Below are 18,275 nucleotides of genomic sequence, written 5' to 3' on the forward strand. Positions count from 1 at the left end.
GAAGCGTACAATGCCAAAACGCCAAGATATCAAGCACGTCCTGGTTATCGGATCAGGTCCAATCGTCATTGGTCAAGCCTGCGAATTTGACTACTCGGGCACCCAAGCCTGCCGCGTTTTAAAGGACGAGGGCTTGAGAGTTAGCCTGGTTAATTCTAATCCGGCCACGATTATGACCGACCCAGAGTTTGCCGATCATACCTACGTTGAGCCGATTGAACCCGAATATATAGAGGCGATCTTCGAAAAAGAGCGTGCTCAAGGACACCCCATCGATGCAGTGCTGGCGACCCTCGGAGGCCAAACTGCGCTGAATGCCGCCATCGCGCTAGATCGGCGCGGTTCCTTCGACGCATACGGTGTTGAGCTCATCGGCGCTGATATAGCAGCCATCGAACGGGGTGAAGACCGTCAGAAATTCAAAGATATTGTAGCGAAGATTGGCGGAGAGTCTGCCCGTTCACGAGTCTGCCACAATATGGAACAAGTGCATGAAACCGTTGCAGAACTTGGTCTCCCTGTCGTTGTGCGACCCTCCTTTACTATGGGTGGTTTAGGTTCTGGTTTGGCTTATAACGAGGACGATCTTGAGCGTATAGCCGGTGGCGGCCTAGCTGCATCTCCTGAGGCCAATGTGTTGATCGAAGAATCCATCCTGGGATGGAAAGAATATGAGCTCGAATTGATGCGTGACAGCGCCGATAACGTCGTTGTTGTTTGTTCGATTGAGAATGTCGATGCTCTCGGTGTGCACACAGGTGACTCCGTGACGGTGGCCCCCGCCATGACTTTGACCGACCGCGAATTCCAGAAAATGCGCGATCAGGGTATCGCAATCATCCGCGAAGTGGGTGTTGATACTGGTGGATGTAATATCCAGTTCGCGCTCAATCCAAAGGATGGGCGCCTGATCACCATCGAGATGAATCCCAGAGTGTCGCGATCCTCGGCATTGGCCTCGAAGGCAACGGGATTTCCTATTGCCAAAATAGCAGCCAAATTAGCCATTGGTTATACCCTCGATGAGATCGATAATGATATCACCAAGGTAACGCCAGCAGCTTTCGAACCTACCTTAGATTATGTGGTCGTTAAGGCTCCTCGCTTTGCATTCGAGAAATTCGTAGGATCCGACGATACGCTTACGACCACCATGAAATCCGTAGGCGAAGCCATGAGTCTCGGGCGCAATTATATCGCAGCCTTAGGAAAGGTCATGCGGTCTTTGGAAAATAAGCAGGCTGGCTTTTGGGCCGTAGACGATGAAGTATTCGCCGGCGATCGCGCCCGAGACCTCCAGGCCGTCCTCGAGGACCTCGTTCGTCCGACCGAAGGCCGTTTATATGACGCGGAATTGGCGCTTCGTCTTGGTGCCACAATCGCGCAGGTTCACGAAAAGTCCGGAATAGATCCGTGGTTCCTGGGTGAATTGAAATCACTAGTAGATTTCCGCGAAGAAATGATCGCCGCAAAAACTCTGTCAGAAGACTTGTTGCGCCGAGCTAAGTTCTATGGCCTCTCCGACCGTCAGATTGCCCAGTTGCGACCAGAATTCGCTGGTGAGGCGGGGATTCGCCGCTTGCGTTGGTCGCTAGGAATTCGTCCGGTGTTCAAAACTGTTGATACCTGCGCGGCAGAATTTGAGGCCCAGACCCCGTATTATTATTCGGCATATGAACTCGATCCAGCCGCCGAGTCCGAGGTGAGCCCACAGAGGGAAAAGCCGAAAATTATCATCTTGGGCTCCGGCCCGAACCGCATCGGCCAGGGTATTGAGTTTGACTATTCCTGTGTGCACGCGGCTCTTGAATTATCACGGGTGGGCTACGAAACCGTGATGATCAATTGCAATCCGGAGACTGTTTCCACAGACTACGATACGGCCGACCGGCTATACTTTGAGCCACTGACCTTCGAAGACGTTATGGAGGTTTACCATGCTGAGTCCCAGTCGGGCACCGTTGCAGGTGTGATCGTGCAACTGGGGGGTCAAACTCCTCTGGGTCTCGCGGCCCAACTACGCGATGCTGGGGTTCCCGTTATTGGCACCAGCCCCGAGGCTATCGATCTCGCGGAGGATCGCGGCGAGTTTGGCGAAGTCTTGCGAAAAGCGGAACTACCAGCTCCGGAATTCGGTACCGCAACCTCCTTTAAGGAAGCCCGCGCGGTAGCCGCCGAAATTGGTTATCCCGTACTTGTGCGCCCTTCGTATGTACTGGGCGGGCGAGGTATGGAAATCGTCTACGATGAAAAATCTCTCGAGAGCTATATAGACCGAGCCACGGAAATTACGAACGATCATCCTGTTCTCGTAGACCGCTTCCTAGATAATGCTATCGAAATCGACGTTGACGCTTTGTGTGATGGCGAGAATGTCTATCTAGCAGGTGTTATGGAGCATATCGAGGAGGCTGGAATTCACTCTGGTGATTCGGCCTGTGCTCTCCCGCCAATGACTTTGGGTGCCGAGGATATCGAAAATGTGCGACGTTCCACGACGGCCCTTGCCCATGGGATTGGGGTCAAGGGATTGATGAATGTTCAGTTCGCTCTGAAGGACGATATTTTGTACGTCATCGAAGCCAATCCACGTGCCTCTCGTACAGTGCCCTTCGTATCAAAAGCAACCGGGGTCCATCTAGCCAAAGCGGCGGCACGAATCATGACAGGTGCTAGCATCGCGGAGCTGCAAGAAGAGGGAATGATCCCTACCGACCATGATGGTGGATCGCTCCCCTTAGAAAGCCCAATCGCAGTGAAGGAGGCGGTGCTTCCCTTTACTCGCTTTAGGCGCCCCGATGGCACCATGCTCGATACCTTGCTCTCTCCCGAGATGAAGTCCACGGGTGAGGTGATGGGACTGGCTGATAATTTCGGTGCGGCCTACGCCAAAGCTGAGCAAGCAGCCTTCGGAGCGCTACCAACTCAGGGTACCGTTTTCGTGTCAGTTGCCAACCGCGATAAGCGAACCCTGATTTTCCCAATTCAGCGTTTAGCATCCCTCGGATTCAAACTTTTAGCCACCTCTGGTACCGCAGCCATGTTGCGCCGTAATGGCGTTGAATGCGAGCAGGTGCTCAAACGCTCCGAAGTAGACCAGCCAGGCTACGAAGGACGTAAGTCGATTGTGGACTTAATTCACGAGGGCAAGGTAGACCTTATTCTCAATACTCCAGCGGGATCCGCAGGGGCTCTTCACGATGGCTATGAGATTCGTGTCGCCGCAGTGGGTGCAGGTGTTGCATTAGTGACCACTGTTCAAGGCGTCACGGCGGCAGTGCAGGGGATAGAGGCTAGACGTCGCGGCACTCTCTCGGTGCGAGCTTTGCAAGAACTTGATCACGCAGTGGGCCGCCATGAATCCAATTGATATGGAACAAGGTGCTGGTTTTGGTTACCGGTTGCGTGAAGCGGGGCGACGGTGGGGCCGTTTATGTGTGGGGATCGACCCACACCCTGAGTTACTGAGCGCGTGGAGTTTAGAGTACTCCCCATCTGGTATCGAGAAATTCTCTGAGATCTGCGTTGAAGCCTTCGCCGGCCATGTGGCTTTGATCAAGCCTCAAGTTGCCTTCTACGAGGCTTTCGGAGCTGCTGGTATCTCGGTGCTAGAAACTGTTCTGAGTGAGCTTAGGCAGGCTGGAACTCTAGTGCTTGCCGACGCCAAACGAGGCGATATTGGTTCCACTATGGCAGGATATGCTCGGGCGTGGTTGGATCCCTCCTCGCCGCTGGGAACCGATTCCGTAACGGTCTCCCCATATCTAGGTTTTGGCTCTCTCCAGCCTGTTATCGAGCTCGCTCACCACCATAAGGGCGGCCTTTTCGTCCTGGCTGCAACAAGCAACCCAGAGGCTCGACACCTTCAAAACCACTGTGACGCCCACGGCGTTAGGGTTTCCCAACAGATCGTTAACGCGGCCGCATCAGTCAATAACCAGCACCATACTCACTCCGTGGGTGATATCGGCGTGGTTATTGGAGCAACAGTGGATAACCCTCCTGATCTCAGTGAGTTCAACGGGCCAGTTTTGCTCCCGGGAGTGGGTGCTCAGGGAGCACAGGCGAGTGATGTTGCTCGCATTACAAAGGGGGTAACCGATTTAAGTTTCCCTAATATCTCGCGGGCGATCCTCAGATATGGGCCGAGTGCTAGCAAACTCCGCGACGAGGCTCGAAAATGTGCTGAGGAATTCTCATAACACCAGTTCAGAGGGTTTATTCAGACCGCAGGTCTACACGTTGTTGACCTGCGGTTTTAACCGAGAAATAGGGTAGTACCAGAAGATTTGCAAATTACCGTGAAGCGGGCAGAACAGCATTATTAATTTCAACGTTGTAATACAAATATTTTGTGGTAGATTTTCGCATGAGCCTTTGCGTGATCTGTGCAAAGGCGCACTACAAGAATTTTAATCCAGTATTTCCCTAACGATTTGGAGGCTCCAACGTGGCACTCCCACAGTTGACCAACGAGCAGCGTAAAGAAGCCCTGGCAAAGGCTGCAGAAGCACGTAAAGCTCGCGCTAAGCTCAAGGAAGAACTCAAGCGCGGCGACATCACTTTGAAGGAAGTCCTCGAGAAGGCTTCCGAGAACGAAATTATCGGAAAGACCAAGGTTTCTGCGCTGTTGGAGTCCCTGCCCAAGGTTGGTAAGGTCAAGGCCAAGGAAATCATGGAAGAGCTCGAAATTGCTCAGACGCGTCGTCTACGTGGTCTCGGCGATCGTCAGCGCCGTGCGCTCCTGGAGCGTTTCGGATTCTCCGAGGATTAATCACATGAGTGGCGCCAGCGCCCGTGGTCGGTTGGTTGTTTTGCTCGGTCCCTCCGCAGTGGGCAAATCCACGGTGGTGAAAAGGCTGCGCGAGGAACTACCCGACCTTTATTTTTCCGTATCGATGACAACACGGGGGCCTCGCCCTGGCGAGCAGGATGGCAGGGACTACTTCTTTGTCACTGCTGAGTACTTCCAAGAGTGCATCGACAAGGGTGAAATGCTGGAGTGGGCTGATATCCATGGAGGATTGCAGCGCTCCGGGACTCCTGCTCAACCCGTCAAGAACGCGCTTGCAGCCGGACGCCCTGTTCTCATCGAGGTCGACCTCGTAGGGGCGCGCAACGTAGTGGCTATGATGCCTGAGGCTGAATCTGTATTTTTGGCCCCACCTAGTTGGGACACACTTGTTGAGCGCCTTACTAGTCGTGGCACCGAAGATGAAGCTGCCGTCAATCGGCGCTTAGAGACCGCCCGGGTAGAGATGGAAGCGCAGCACGAATTCCGCCATATTGTTGTTAACGACGACCTCGAAGAAGCGGTTACTCGGCTGGTGCGCATCTTTCGAAGCTGAGTATCATGCCTGACTGCTCAGGCTGAGTACTTTTTGTATGCAATACCCAAGCCGGCTAATCTAAGTGCAGGGCAGGGAAAATTTATCAACACAATGAAGGTGAAGAGAAACTAACGTGAGCAACGCTAACGAGAAAAATCAGGGCGTCTACGACAAGCCTACGGGCATTACGGCACCTCCTATCGATGAGCTGCTCGGACGGGTATCTTCCAAATACGCCCTTGTCATATTTGCGGCCAAACGTGCCCGCCAAATTAACTCCTACTTTCAGCAGGAAGACGAGGGAGTGTTCGAATTTGTTGGGCCTCTAGTCACTCCGGAGCACCAAGAAAAGCCACTATCAATCGCTCTGCGAGAAATTGAATCTGGACTTCTTGACCACGAGGAAGGCTAGACGATTCCGCTGTGGGGAGTTCTCAGCGGCTTCCGCCAGCTAGCACCTTCGGCAGATTTTGTCGGAGGTGCTTTCGGTTATTATTGACCACTATCGCAGCCATCTAATTTAATAGAAGATCGTGGATATCCAAGCGAGAGGATTTTAGGTGAGTACACCGCGCACCATCGTCATTGGCGTCGCCGGAGGCATAGCTGCCTATAAGGCATGTGCCTTGATTCGTCATTTCAAGGAATGTGGGGACGATGTCATCGTGGTTCCTACTGAGGCCGCTTTGCAATTTGTCGGCTCAGCCACCTTCGAGGCGCTCAGTGGTAATCCCGTAGCTACCTCAGTTTTTGAAAATGTCGCTGGTGTCCAGCATATACGCATTGGCCAGCAGGCGGATCTGATCATCGTAGCGCCAGCAACAGCTGATTTGCTGGCTCGGGTTGCTAGTGGCCGAGCTGATGATTTGCTCGCAGCTACCATTTTAGTTTCCACATGCCCAGTGGTCTTTGCTCCTGCCATGCATACCGAGATGTGGGAGAATGCCGCCACTGTCGACAATGTCGCGGTGCTGCGATCTCGTGGTTACGTCGTGCTCAATCCAGCCCATGGACGGTTGACAGGTAAGGACTCAGGTCCGGGGCGATTGCTGGAGCCGCTCCAAATCGCCGAGCTCGCACGCAGTGTTGGTGCCGGGGTTCACCTCGAGCAGAGCTTAGTTAACCGGAAAATCGTCATCACAGCGGGGGGGACTAAAGAGGCCATCGATCCAGTGCGGTTCATCAGCAACCATTCCTCCGGGCGTCAAGGCTATGCTTTGGGCGAGATTGCCGCCCAGCGCGGCGCCAACGTGGTGATCATCGCTGGCAATACCCAAGAACTACCAGTGCCCGCCGGTGCCCGCCTGATCATCGTGGAATCTGCGCTCGATATGCATCAGGCATTAACTGAAGAGTTAGCAGATGCGGATGTGCTCATCATGGCAGCGGCGGTCTCGGACTATCGCCCAGCTCAGCTGGCGACAACAAAATTAAAAAAAGACGGCTCTGCGGCCGCACGGCTAACCACCATCGAGATGGTTGAGAATCCCGATATTCTGGCCTCGGTGGTGGAGCAGCGCGACCAAGGCACCCTACCGCAATCGCTTGTTATAGTGGGTTTTGCTGCAGAAACCGGTGATAGCACATATACAGCGCTAGACTACGGGCTGCGCAAACTGGCTAAAAAAGGCTGTGACCTGATGATGCTCAACGAAGTTGGGAGCGGGAAAGTATTCGGTCAAACAACAAATGCTGGTTATATCTTGCACCGCGACGGGCATACGAGTGAGTTAGCCCAGGCATCCAAGGCCGTTATTGCCTCAGCCATTCTCGACAGCGTCGAGTCCCATCTGGAGACCAGGTCTTTGTGATTTTAGACAGCTTGGTCTATATTAGGGTGAGTTCATTCGCATCGCTGAAGCTATGTGTGACGCGATCCTATGTAAAAGTAAAGGCCGACGCATAGGCCCCTAAAATTGAACTAGAGGAAAATTATATGTCTGAGACCACCGCACTTCGGTACTTCACAAGTGAATCCGTGACTGAGGGGCACCCAGATAAAATCTGTGATGCCATCTCGGATGGCATTCTCGATGCCATGCTCGCTAGCGACAAGGATTCTCGCGTTGCAGTGGAAACACTCGTCACCACTGGACAGGTCCACGTGGTGGGGGAAGTACGAACCCAGTCCTATGTTGATATTGCCACCCTAGTTCGCTCTACGCTCAGAGAGATTGGCTTCGTATCCTCTCATGTAGGCTTCGACGGAAGTACCTGCGGCGTCAATATAGCCATCGGCGAGCAAAGTCCAGAAATTGGCGGCTCGGTCTCAGTGTCACAAGAAGCGCGGAGCGGCGAAATTGAAGATCAAAATGATCAAGCTGGAGCGGGCGATCAAGGTCTGATGTTTGGATACGCCTCAGACGAAACTCCCGATTATATGCCGTTGCCGATTTACTTAGCGCATCGACTTGCGCGACGCCTTACCCAGGTGCGAAAGGAATCAATCGTAGGACACCTGAGACCCGATGGTAAGACTCAAGTAACACTCGCTTATGACGAAAACGATCGTCCAGTGGCACTTGACACGGTTGTGGTATCGGCGCAACACGATCCTGAGATTACGCAGGAATGGCTGGCCGAACAGATCACGACCCATGTCATCGACTGGGTGATTGCAGAAACCCAGCTCGATCAGTTGATCACAACCGCGGATAAGAAAGTACTGGTAAACCCCTCGGGGTCCTTTGTTATCGGCGGCCCCATGGGGGATGCAGGTCTGACGGGGCGCAAAATTATCGTTGATACCTACGGTGGCATGGCTCGCCATGGTGGTGGAGCTTTCTCGGGTAAAGATCCCAGTAAGGTTGACCGGTCTGCGGCCTATGCCATGCGATGGGTTGCTAAGAATATTGTGGCAGCGGGCTTGGCTCGACGGGCAGAAGTGCAGGTAGCCTATGCAATCGGCCGAGCTAACCCAGTAGGATTATACGTCGAGACATTCGGAACGGCTCTCAACGGACTCAGCGATGCAGATATCCAATATGCAGTAACGGAGGTTTTCGATCTCAGACCCGCCGCCATCATCCACGACCTCGATCTGCTGCGCCCAATCTACCGGCAGACAGCAGCCTACGGTCATTTCGGCCGTGAGGATCTGGATCTTCCATGGGAAAGGCTTGATCGGGTTGATCAACTCTCCGAGGTGGCAAACCGAATTCTAGCAGCCCGAGCCTAACAGCCGAGCGTCGCACCTATCGTATATATTTCTACTATGGCTAAAACTCGCGAACCAGCACCCTATGCTCCGGTGGCGCGGGTTTTGCCTTTATTGGGGCTATCTCAACTCGACCGAATATTCGAGTATCGTATCGACGCTGAACAATCCGAAGACTGCCAGCCAGGGGTCATGGTAAGGGTCCGATTTGCTCACCGCCTAGTTAACGCGGTGGTAATCGACCGCGTTTCTGACCCCGATCACCCAGGACAACTGAAATGGCTCGAGCGAGTGATTTCTCCCGAGGTTGTGTACACCGAGAAGTTGCGAGCCTTAATTGCCGCCTTAGCAGCGCGATATGGGGGGATCACCAGCGATCTCATACGTGCTGCCATTCCGAGCCGCCATGCAGCAGCTGAAACTTCTGATACCACAACAGCATGGGAAGACTGCGGTGAGGTTAGCGAGCCTGACCTGAGCGCATTCGCTAAATACTCTCACGGAACTAGTTTCGTCGATGCGGTACTCGCTCAGAAAATAGCTCGGGCAGCATGGCAATTTGCGCCCCAGGAGGACTGGGCGCTAGCTATGGCCAATCTAGCGGTAAAAGTCGCACTCGAGGGGCGAGGGGCACTCATCGTGGTGCCACACCAGCGTGACGTGGACCGCCTTGAGAAGGCTCTGCGTACCCTTGTTGGAACCAAGCAAATTACTATTCTTACGTCATCCTTAGGTAAGCAGGCGCGATACCGCCGCTTTCTCTCGGTCCTGCACGGCCAAGGCCGCTTAGTCATAGGTACTCGGAGTGCGGCTTTTGCACCGGTTAATAAATTATCGCTGATTATATTAAAGGATGATGGTGATGAGAATCTCGTCGACCCGCGTGCTCCCTATATACACGCCCGCGAAGTTTTAACTACTCGATCAGCTCAAGAAAAAGCGTCACTCATCCTCGCTGGGTGGACACGAACCGCCGAAAGCCAGTTGCTCGTGGAATCAGGCTGGGTTCACGATCTGAGTGCTCCCCGTGAAGTTATTAGGCGCTCGATGCCAAGAATACATGCCAGCGCGGATACCGCTCTCGCTCTCGAACGCGACCGCTATGCCCGCAACTCTCGTCTACCCAGTAGTGCCTTCCAAGCGATCCGCTCCAGTCTAGAGAAAGGGCTTCCTGCTCTTGTTCAGGTACCTAGAAAAGGCTATATTCCTGTTCTCAGTTGCGGCAATTGTAGGCATCCCGCCCGCTGTCGAGGGTGCAACGGACCATTAGGAATTTCTAACTCTCGGATGCATCCTCGTGCCCTCACACCATCGGACAGGCACTATCCGGTTGCTGCAGCGGTTCCGGAATGTAAGTGGTGTGGCCGCCAAGAACCGAATTATCGATGTATGGAATGTGGCAAACAACAGCTACGCGCAGTCGTCTTAGGGCAAGAAAGGACTGCTGAAGAATTCGGACTAGCTTTCCCACAGACGCCAATCCGAACGTCGGGAGGGAAAAATATACTCGCCACCGTCGTAGACAAGCCAGCCATCGTTATTGCCACACCGGGGGCGGAGCCGACCGTTGACGGTCTCGGCTATGGAGCAGCGGTGTTATTGGATACATGGTCACTCCTAGGGCGGCAAGATCTGCGGGCCACCGAGGAGGCTTTTAAATCTTGGATGTCCGCCTCCAGCTTGGTCATTCCCGGTCGGCATGGGGGAGAGGTTGTGATCGTTGCGGACCCAGGCTTAGCCGTTGTGCAGCATTTGATCAGGTGGGATGCCCCTGGGCACGCGGCTCGAGAATTAGCCGAACGCTCCGAAGTAAATTTGCCCCCTGCCGTTCATATGGCAGCCATTGATGGCGCTGCGGGTGCCGTGGAACAATTTTTGAGAATCGTCGAACTGCCACCATCCGCCGTAGTTTTAGGACCTGTGGATCTGCCACCTGGACAGAGTTTACCCGGTGAATATGATCAGGATTCCTTCGGTCCACCACAGCGGATTCTTATTCGAGCTCCTCTTTTCCCCAAGGACGAGCTTGGCAGGGCGCTCTCCAAAGCCGCATATGCGAGGGCACTCAAGAAGCAAACATTACCCCTGCGCATTCAAGTGGATCCTCTCCGGATTGGCTAAGCCTATCTCTCCTGGTGCTCTCTAGCTCGAGAGCTCACGCTATTTTTCTGCAAAGGATTTCGAGTCGCTTATAGTAGGGAGCAGAAAATACAAGCTAAATGTGGAAAAGTCCTCGCCAGTACAGAAAGAAAAACTATATGCGTCTAATTTTCGCAGGGACCCCAGAGCCCGCGGTCGGAGCCTTAGAAAAACTTATTGCCTCAGATCACGAGGTTGTGGCTGTCCTGACCCGACCTGACGCTCGCCAAGGACGAGGGCGTGCCCTTCATCCTTCACCGGTGGCGCAGCTTGCTATTGACAACGGCATAGAAGTGCTACGGCCGCATACGCTGAAAGCGGGAACCGAAGATGGAGATGAATTTCGCGCAGCGTTATCGCGACTCAATCCAGACTGTGTCCCTGTCGTTGCTTACGGAAATATGATCCCCAGTGATCTGCTGGATGCGGTACCTTTCGGTTTTATCAATCTCCACTTCTCCCTGCTACCTCGGTGGCGCGGAGCAGCCCCCGTTCAAGCTGCTATTGCTGCCGGTGATCGACTAACTGGAGCAAGCACGTTTAGGATCGATGAGGGACTTGATACTGGTGCGCTCATCGACACCGTGGAATACCCCATGATCGGTACTGAGACGGCGGGAGAGTTATTGGCTCACCTTAGCGATCTGGGAGCGGATCTCCTCGTCTCGTCGGTGGATCAGTTAGCCTCGGGTACGGCGCTGCTGAAACCCCAGGAAGGTTCTGTAACACATGCGGCCAAGATCAACGTTGCTAACGCTCGGGTCGATTGGACACTCAGCGCTGCGCATATCGATAGACATATCCGAGCCCATCTTCCAACGCCCGGGCCTTGGACAATGCTGGGCGCCGACAGGATAAAACTTGGGCGCGTGCATCTCTGCGAGGACCATGCGGCTTATACATTGGCGCCCGGGGAGCTTCTGATCGAGAAGAGACGAGTTCTGGTAGGAACCGGTTCAGGTAGTGTGGCTTTGACTGAAGTTCAAGCGCCGGGCAAAAAAATGATGAACGCTGCTGACTGGGCGCGGGGTTTGAGTACTACAGAAGGGTTGGTTATGCAATGACATTTTCGGCTGGTGGCTTTCGCTCCCGTTCCAACGCTAAGAAGGGCATCCAAGCTGTCCCGCCCTCATCGGACTCTCAGAGCCCGCGATCACAGCGCAGCAAAACCTATGAGAAAAGCTCGTCACGTTTTTACTACACTCCCGGTGGAGACCCACATGATCTGCTGAACGTCGACCTCGCCCGCGCGGTGGCCTTCGATATTATTTACCGCGTCAACGAGGAAGGGGCATACGCGAACCTGGCTCTTCCGCAACTACTGCGTGACTACCGCTTGAAGCGCCGCGACGCCGCTTTCGCCACGGAGTTGACCTATGGATTACTCCGCGTACAAGGGGTCGTCGATGCCGTGATCGCGCATTGCTCTTCACGCCCGCTGCCAGAGATCGACAAGGGCGTTTTGGCCGCTCTGCGGCTCGGAACCTACCAACTCCTCTACACCAGGGTTGACCCCTATGCCGCAGTTGACTCCACTGTCACGCTCGTAGGGGCTATCGGGCAGGAGAAAGCCAAAGGCTTTAGTAATGCGATTTTGCGCCATATCTCCCGAAAAGATAAAGAAAAGTTGCTGGAATCGCTGACACCTCACGGCGAATTAGAGGCGATTGCTTTTCGTCATGCACATCCTGAATGGATCGCGCGAAGCTTCGCTGAAATTCTCGGTTTAGGAGAATTAGAGGAGGCGCTTCATGCTGATTCCTTGCGTCCTACAGTGCACCTTGTGGCGCGTCCCGGTGAGATCTCTGCGGAGGAATTGGCTGCTATAACTGGGGGAGAGATCGGGAAATATTCCCCCTATGCCGTTTATCTAAAATCAGGTGATCCGGGACGTCTCGAACCAGTCAGGGAAGGACTTGCAGCAGTCCAGGACGAAGGTTCGCAGCTTATTGCTAGAGCCTTGGTAGAGGCTGAATTAGAAGGCGACGACACCGGCCGGTGGGCAGACTTATGCGCCGGTCCGGGGGGAAAGACTGCACTGATCGCGAGCCTCGCACGTATGGAGGGGGCTCGTGTAGACGCAGTAGAACTACAGCCACACCGTGCCCAGTTAGTGGCCCAAACTGTGCGCAATCTACCGGTGACGGTTCATACCGCTGATGGTCGAGACTCTGGACTGCAACCAGGCTTCGATCGCATTCTCGTCGATGCTCCTTGTTCCGGTTTGGGTGCTCTCAGGCGTCGCCCCGAAGCACGGTGGCGCAAACAAGAAGCGGATATCACCCAACTTTCTACCTTGCAGTATGAGTTGCTGGAATCGGCGATTACCTTAGTGCGGCCAGGTGGAGTAGTGGTGTATTCCACTTGCTCTCCTGATCTCCGCGAAACTCGCGCCATCGTCGACAAGGCGGTAGAAAAACTCCCGGTGACAGAGTGCGATGCTCACCCGTTTGCTCTCGGTATGGAGCAGACTGGAGATGAGTTGTCTGTACAGATGTGGCCACATCGACATGGCACAGATGCCATGTTCTTCGCTGTATTAAGGAAGAACTAACGCATTCAACAGAAGCGACTACGATGGGGGCATGAGTGATTTAGAATCCCGCGCCATTATTGCCCCATCCATTCTGGCTGCTGATTTCGCCCACCTGGCCAAGGACATTAAGACGGTATCCAATGCTGACTGGATCCACGTCGATATTATGGATGGTCACTTCGTTCCTAATCTTTCGTTTGGTCCGATGGTCACAGAAACCGTGCACCAGCTCACTTCGCAAGAACTCGACGTTCACCTGATGATTGAGGAACCTGAGAAGTGGGTAGACTCCTATATCGATGCGGGCGCCGCGTGCGTCATCTTTCATGTGGAAGCAACACATGACCCTGTGGCACTAGCGCGTCATATTCGCAGCCGCGGGGTCAGGGCAGGATTTTCCCTACGCCCAGGGACGGACCTAACGCCGTATATAGACGTACTCGCCGAATTCGACCTTGTATTAGTGATGAGCGTTGAGCCAGGCTTCGGAGGCCAGTCGTTTATGCCAGAGCAATTGGAGAAGGTCCGGCAGTTAAGAAAGGAAATCACCCATCGCAATCTCTCCACACTCATAGAGATCGACGGCGGCATTGGAACCGATACGATCGAGCAGGCAGCCGCCGCAGGTTGCGATGCTTTTGTAGCCGGCTCTGCAGTTTTTGGCTCTCCAAACCCGCACGCGGTTGTAGCTCACCTCAGAGAACTAGCTACTCGAGCTGCAACCAATAGCTAAACGTGGTTAGCTGCTAAAAACCCCAAACCAGACTCGTCGATCGATTAAGGTTAGATATTTAGGGTTGTGACTTGGGTCGTGGCTATCTGCTATGGGAAGAAGAACCGTTCGTGTTCACTGGAATCATCGAAGAAGTGGGAATTGTAAAAGATATTCGCAAAGGCGACCACTGCACCGAGATTGAATTCGCCGCACAAAAGGTTCTTAGTGATGCCGATAATGGCGCGATCATCGCCGTAAATGGTGTGGGTCTAGCCATCAAATCGCTTGGGGAGAGCGGTTGGGTGAGTGATATCACCACGCACACCTTAGATCACAGCAATTTAGGGCGCCTCCTACGAGGGGCCCACGTTAACCTTGAACGCCCACTGCACGCGCATGCACGACTTGAGGGACATATAGTCGAAGGGCACATCGACACCGTGAGCACGCTGAGAACGCGGGTCAAAGGTCATAGCGGTGACATTCTGAGGTTCGGCATTCCCGTCGGCTGTGCGAAATATCTGGTTCTCAAGGGATCGGTAGCTTTGAACGGCACCAGTTTGGCCGTCGAACAGCTAGGCCCAGAATTCTTTGAGGTAGCGGTACCGACAACACCCAATAATCTGGCCAAGGTTGTCGCCGGCGATATCGTTAACGTGGAATTTAATATAGTGGGCAAGTATCTCGCGCGCTTCAAAGAGCTCCGTAGCCCCACCGTACTAGCTTCGGAGATTGCACTTGATATGGGTGGAGAGGGTTAAGCCAGTAGCCTGGGTTACCAAGCACCCTTTGAAATATCGGTATAATCCCCAGTGGAAGATATCGTCCAGGATCATTAGCTATGCTTCTATGAAACATATTGAATGGCCACTACGACGACTGTGATCAGAAAAGTAGGGGAGCAGTGGAAGAAAAAAAGCCCACCAGCATGAATGAGCGCACGCTCCAGAACTATGTGGCAGCAGATGCGGCTCTTACCACCACCAAGCCGTGGATGCTTGATATATCCAGCGGCAAAATGCGACTATACGCCATCGTATTTTCCCTGATTACCGTAGCGCTGCATACCTTTTTGGCCTTTATCGTTGCCGTCGGAGACACCGGAGCGGCCGTTACCCTCATTGATCAGATAGGATATTTTCTCGTTGGCTGCGTTTTTGCCACAGTAATCTATATCGCACTCTCACGGCCTCGGCTACGTGCAAACGAAGATGGGGTGGAGGTCCGCAATTTCATTGGCACTCAATTTTATCCGTGGGCAGTCATTTACGGTCTGGACATCCCTCAACGAGCATGGATGGCGCGTCTCGAGTTACCAGACTTCGAATACGTTCCCATTTGGGCCATTCTCAAGGCCGATGGCCTGCGTTCTGTCGACGCGGTAGAGAAGTTCCGCGCCCTTGAGGCTAAATTCATGCCGGAAGATTAAGAGTGGCAGATCCAGCTAGCTACCGCCCGGCCAAAGGGACCATCCCAAGCGAGCCGGGCGTCTATAAATTTCTCGACCCCAATCGGCGGGTGATCTACGTCGGGAAAGCTAAGAATCTCCGTAACCGTCTGAGCAACTATTTTCAAGATCTTTCTCAGCTACATCCACGTACTCGCCAAATGGTCACCACTGCAGCGGCAGTGGAATGGACAGTCGTCGGTAGCGAGGTTGAGGCGCTACAACTGGAATATACGTGGATTAAAAAATTCGACCCGCAGTTCAACATTAAGTACCGAGATGATAAGTCCTACCCAGTGTTGGCGGTCAGCGTCGGTGAACGCTTTCCCCGAGCGTTTTTCTACCGCGGCCCGCAACGAAAGGGAATTAGGTATTTCGGGCCCTTTTCCCACGCGTGGGCGGTGCGGGAAACCTTAGATCTTTTGACTCGCGTTTTTCCCATGCGCACGTGCACCAAGGGAGTGTTCCAACGCCACGAATCGCTGGGCCGTCCATGTTTGTTGGGCTATATCGATAAATGCAGTGCGCCGTGCACAGGGAAGGTCGATGAAGCGGAGCACCGTGCGATCGTTAATGGTCTAGTGAGCTTTATGTCTGGCAGTACCGACTCAGTGGTTAAACGAATAGAACGGGAGATGCTCGCAGCAGCTGAAGAGCTCGACTTTGAGAAGGCGGCCAGGTTGCGTGACGACCTGGGGGCAGTCAATAAAATCACCGAACAGCAGGCAATCGTGCTCAGCGATGGCACCGATGCCGATGTTATAGCCCTTGCACACGATCCTCTCGCCGCCGCCATTCAACTCTTCCACGTGCGCCAGGGCAGGGTGCGCGGTCAACGGGGATGGGTGGTAGACCGCACCGATGATACAGAGGCGGAGTTGCGCGAAGTTATGCAAAATTTCCTCATCCAATTTTATTCACAAGCGCTCGAGCAGGAAAGCTATACGCTCGAATCTGAGAAGAAAATCATCAGGCGCGGTGTTGATCAGCAATCGCACAATTCTGATCATGCGGCACGGCGCCCTGGAGATGTAGTACCACGCCAGGTGCTAGTACAGATTCCACCCGCGGATGTGGATCACACCCGTGCTTTTCTCGAGGATCTAAGGGGTAGTGGCGTCGATATCCGAATTCCACAACGCGGTGATAAGCGCACGTTGATGACAACAGTTGAACGCAATGCTGAGGAAGCACTGAAGCAACATAAAATCAAACGCGTCGGTGATCTCACAGCTCGATCGGCAGCCCTTCAAGAGATCCAGGATGCACTCTTCCTCGAACAAGCACCGCTACGCATTGAATGCACCGATATCTCCCATATCCAGGGCACAGATGTTGTAGCTTCTCTCGTAGTTTTCGAAGATGGTCTACCGAAGAAATCCGACTATCGACGCTATAAAATTAAAGAGGCAGCGGGGGATGGGCATTCTAATGATGTCGCCTCAATAGCCGAGGTAACACGGCGTAGATTCCTGCGCTATCAAGAAGATAAGCGTGCCATGCCCGAGGACACTAGCGATGTTTTCAGCGATGAGGAATTGAACGAGGACCAGGGTCAGCGCTTTGCCTATGCGCCTCAGCTTTTCGTCGTCGACGGCGGCCTCCCTCAAGTCAACGCAGCCCAGGCTGTCCTTGATGAATTAGGGATAACCGATGTGGCAGTGATTGGAATCGCAAAACGTCTAGAAGAAGTGTGGATACCCCAGGAGGAGTACCCGCTCATTCTGCCACGAAATTCCGCAGCGCTCTTCCTCATTCAACAGTTACGCGATGAAGCCCACCGCTTCGCTATAACTTTTCACCGACAGCAGCGCAGTACTCGTATGCGCCGGAGTGAGTTGGACGATATTCCAGGGTTAGGAACCTATCGACGTTCTCAACTAGTTAAACATTTTGGCAGCGTTAAAAAATTAAAGGCTGCAACCGAAGAAGAAATCCGTGAGGTTAAGGGATTCGGCCCAGCACTTGCGGCTCAGGTTTTCCAAGCCTTGCATAAAGATTCCTGATTCCCGCATCCAGCTTTAAGCCCGCGGAAGCTTCTGAGACCGTTATAATCTTTGGTATGCACACTGACTCTTTAGCTAATCCTGAGTACCCACCGGTCATTATTACGGGGATGTCGGGAGCCGGACTATCATCGGCAGCTCGAGTGCTCGAGGATATGGGCTGGTACGTCACCCAAAATATACCTCCACAATTGCTAGTCAATTTGGTGGAATTCTGCGCGCGAGATAGCTCCCCTGTCAATAAGCTCGCAATAGTTTCAGATGTGCGGTCTCTTGACTTCTCTTTTGGCCTCGATGAAGTCATCGATGAGTTGAAGAAAAAGGGACTGCAACCGCTGGTCATGTTCATGGATGCGCGTGACGATGTGCTCATCAAGCGTTTTGATAACTTGCGTCGTACCCATCCCCTCCAAGGCAGCGGCACTCTACTGGTCGGCATTGAGCGCGAACGCGAACTCATCGCCACCATCAAGGAATCCGCTGATGTCGTTATCGATACCTCTGATCTCTCAGTACATGACTTGCGCCGATCAATCGAGCCAAACTTCTCGGATTTCTCTGGCCAAAAACAGCATATTACCGTTCAATCCTTCGGCTTCAAGCACGGCACCCCACGAGATACCGATATCATGGTGGACGTCCGCTTCCTGCCCAACCCGTTCTGGGTTCCGGAGTTGCGGCCGTTCCGAGGTATCGATGCGCCAGTAGCCCGATATGTTCTGAGTCAACCGGCAGCAGAAGAATTTCTCGACAATTTTTTCCGCATGCTCGTGGATATGCGCGAGGGCTTCGCCCATGAAGGCAAGCGTTTTATCACTGTATCGATCGGATGTACTGGTGGACATCACCGCTCAGTTGCCATCGCGGAGGAGATCGGGCGGCGGCTCAGTGCTATCGACGATCTTGATATCACCGTTAGCCATCGCGATATCGATCGCCACTAGG

Annotated in this window: 15 protein-coding genes; all 15 read left to right on the forward strand. The window is 53.5% G+C overall.

Annotated features, from left to right (window positions below; translation table 11 throughout):
* The first annotated feature begins 10 nt into the window (after positions 1-10).
* The 15 genes from carB to rapZ all read left to right on the forward strand — a co-directional run bounded on the left by carB (position 11) and on the right by rapZ (position 18,274).
* A complete protein-coding gene (gene carB / locus NXT01_RS01505) occupies positions 11-3,370 on the forward strand; it encodes a carbamoyl-phosphate synthase large subunit (protein ID WP_259076726.1) in 3,360 nt (1,119 codons plus the stop codon).
* Positions 3,357-4,202 (forward strand): orotidine-5'-phosphate decarboxylase, encoded by an 846-nt coding sequence (gene pyrF / locus NXT01_RS01510; protein ID WP_396124691.1) that lies wholly within the window; start codon positions 3,357-3,359, stop codon positions 4,200-4,202. The genes carB and pyrF overlap by 14 nt, the downstream gene beginning before the upstream one ends.
* 248 nt (positions 4,203-4,450) lie before the next feature.
* Positions 4,451-4,774: an integration host factor, actinobacterial type gene (mihF, locus tag NXT01_RS01515; protein ID WP_259076728.1), complete on the forward strand. Its 324-nt coding sequence runs from the start codon at positions 4,451-4,453 to the stop codon at positions 4,772-4,774.
* A 4-nt stretch (positions 4,775-4,778) separates the two neighbouring features.
* Positions 4,779-5,348: a guanylate kinase gene (gene gmk, locus NXT01_RS01520; RefSeq protein WP_259076730.1), complete on the forward strand. Its 570-nt coding sequence runs from the start codon at positions 4,779-4,781 to the stop codon at positions 5,346-5,348.
* 115 nt (positions 5,349-5,463) lie between these two features.
* The gene (gene rpoZ / locus NXT01_RS01525) at positions 5,464-5,742 is read left to right on the forward strand and encodes a DNA-directed RNA polymerase subunit omega (RefSeq protein ID WP_259076734.1); all 279 of its coding nucleotides are present in this window, start codon (positions 5,464-5,466) and stop codon (positions 5,740-5,742) included.
* Between the two features lie 148 nt (positions 5,743-5,890).
* Entirely contained in the window at positions 5,891-7,141 is a 1,251-nt protein-coding gene (coaBC, locus tag NXT01_RS01530) for a bifunctional phosphopantothenoylcysteine decarboxylase/phosphopantothenate--cysteine ligase CoaBC (RefSeq protein WP_259076737.1), read from the forward strand.
* Positions 7,142-7,266: 125 nt separating this feature from the next.
* The gene (metK, locus tag NXT01_RS01535; RefSeq protein WP_259076739.1) at positions 7,267-8,508 is read left to right on the forward strand and encodes a methionine adenosyltransferase; all 1,242 of its coding nucleotides are present in this window, start codon (positions 7,267-7,269) and stop codon (positions 8,506-8,508) included.
* A 36-nt stretch (positions 8,509-8,544) separates the two neighbouring features.
* Complete coding sequence (locus NXT01_RS01540) at positions 8,545-10,608, forward strand: primosomal protein N' (protein WP_259076742.1); 2,064 nt, start codon at positions 8,545-8,547, stop codon at positions 10,606-10,608.
* A gap of 137 nt (positions 10,609-10,745) precedes the next feature.
* Positions 10,746-11,690, forward strand: coding sequence for a methionyl-tRNA formyltransferase (gene fmt, locus NXT01_RS01545; protein ID WP_259076745.1), 945 nt, complete (start codon positions 10,746-10,748; stop codon positions 11,688-11,690).
* A complete protein-coding gene (locus NXT01_RS01550; RefSeq protein WP_259076747.1) occupies positions 11,687-13,180 on the forward strand; it encodes an RsmB/NOP family class I SAM-dependent RNA methyltransferase in 1,494 nt (497 codons plus the stop codon). The genes fmt and NXT01_RS01550 overlap by 4 nt, the downstream gene beginning before the upstream one ends.
* A 31-nt stretch (positions 13,181-13,211) precedes the next feature.
* The gene (rpe, locus tag NXT01_RS01555; RefSeq protein WP_259076749.1) at positions 13,212-13,895 is read left to right on the forward strand and encodes a ribulose-phosphate 3-epimerase; all 684 of its coding nucleotides are present in this window, start codon (positions 13,212-13,214) and stop codon (positions 13,893-13,895) included.
* Positions 13,896-14,005: 110 nt separating this feature from the next.
* Positions 14,006-14,638, forward strand: a complete 633-nt coding sequence (locus NXT01_RS01560; protein WP_259076759.1) for a riboflavin synthase — start codon at positions 14,006-14,008, stop codon at positions 14,636-14,638.
* A gap of 167 nt (positions 14,639-14,805) precedes the next feature.
* Positions 14,806-15,306: a PH domain-containing protein gene (locus NXT01_RS01565; RefSeq protein ID WP_259076772.1), complete on the forward strand. Its 501-nt coding sequence runs from the start codon at positions 14,806-14,808 to the stop codon at positions 15,304-15,306.
* A 2-nt stretch (positions 15,307-15,308) separates the two neighbouring features.
* Positions 15,309-17,330 carry an excinuclease ABC subunit UvrC gene (gene uvrC, locus NXT01_RS01570; protein ID WP_259076776.1) on the forward strand — a complete coding sequence of 674 codons (2,022 nt, stop codon included), beginning with the start codon at positions 15,309-15,311 and terminating at the stop codon, positions 17,328-17,330.
* A 56-nt stretch (positions 17,331-17,386) separates the two neighbouring features.
* Positions 17,387-18,274 (forward strand): RNase adapter RapZ, encoded by an 888-nt coding sequence (gene rapZ, locus NXT01_RS01575; RefSeq protein ID WP_259076778.1) that lies wholly within the window; start codon positions 17,387-17,389, stop codon positions 18,272-18,274.
* Position 18,275 lies beyond the last annotated feature (1 nt).

This window comes from Corynebacterium sp. ES2775-CONJ (assembly GCF_024814515.1).
Taxonomy (GTDB): domain Bacteria; phylum Actinomycetota; class Actinomycetes; order Mycobacteriales; family Mycobacteriaceae; genus Corynebacterium.

What these genes read in the sequence shown, in the direction of transcription:
- carB (WP_259076726.1), top strand. Translation starts at nt 11, where the DNA reads ATGCCAAAACGCCAAGATATCAAGCACGTCCTGGTTATCGGATCAGGT.
- pyrF (WP_396124691.1), top strand. Translation starts at nt 3,357, where the DNA reads ATGAATCCAATTGATATGGAACAAGGTGCTGGTTTTGGTTACCGGTTG.
- gmk (WP_259076730.1), top strand. Translation starts at nt 4,779, where the DNA reads ATGAGTGGCGCCAGCGCCCGTGGTCGGTTGGTTGTTTTGCTCGGTCCC.
- metK (WP_259076739.1), top strand. Translation starts at nt 7,267, where the DNA reads ATGTCTGAGACCACCGCACTTCGGTACTTCACAAGTGAATCCGTGACT.
- NXT01_RS01540 (WP_259076742.1), top strand. Translation starts at nt 8,545, where the DNA reads ATGGCTAAAACTCGCGAACCAGCACCCTATGCTCCGGTGGCGCGGGTT.
- fmt (WP_259076745.1), top strand. Translation starts at nt 10,746, where the DNA reads ATGCGTCTAATTTTCGCAGGGACCCCAGAGCCCGCGGTCGGAGCCTTA.
- NXT01_RS01550 (WP_259076747.1), top strand. Translation starts at nt 11,687, where the DNA reads ATGACATTTTCGGCTGGTGGCTTTCGCTCCCGTTCCAACGCTAAGAAG.
- rpe (WP_259076749.1), top strand. Translation starts at nt 13,212, where the DNA reads ATGAGTGATTTAGAATCCCGCGCCATTATTGCCCCATCCATTCTGGCT.
- NXT01_RS01565 (WP_259076772.1), top strand. Translation starts at nt 14,806, where the DNA reads ATGAATGAGCGCACGCTCCAGAACTATGTGGCAGCAGATGCGGCTCTT.
- rapZ (WP_259076778.1), top strand. Translation starts at nt 17,387, where the DNA reads ATGCACACTGACTCTTTAGCTAATCCTGAGTACCCACCGGTCATTATT.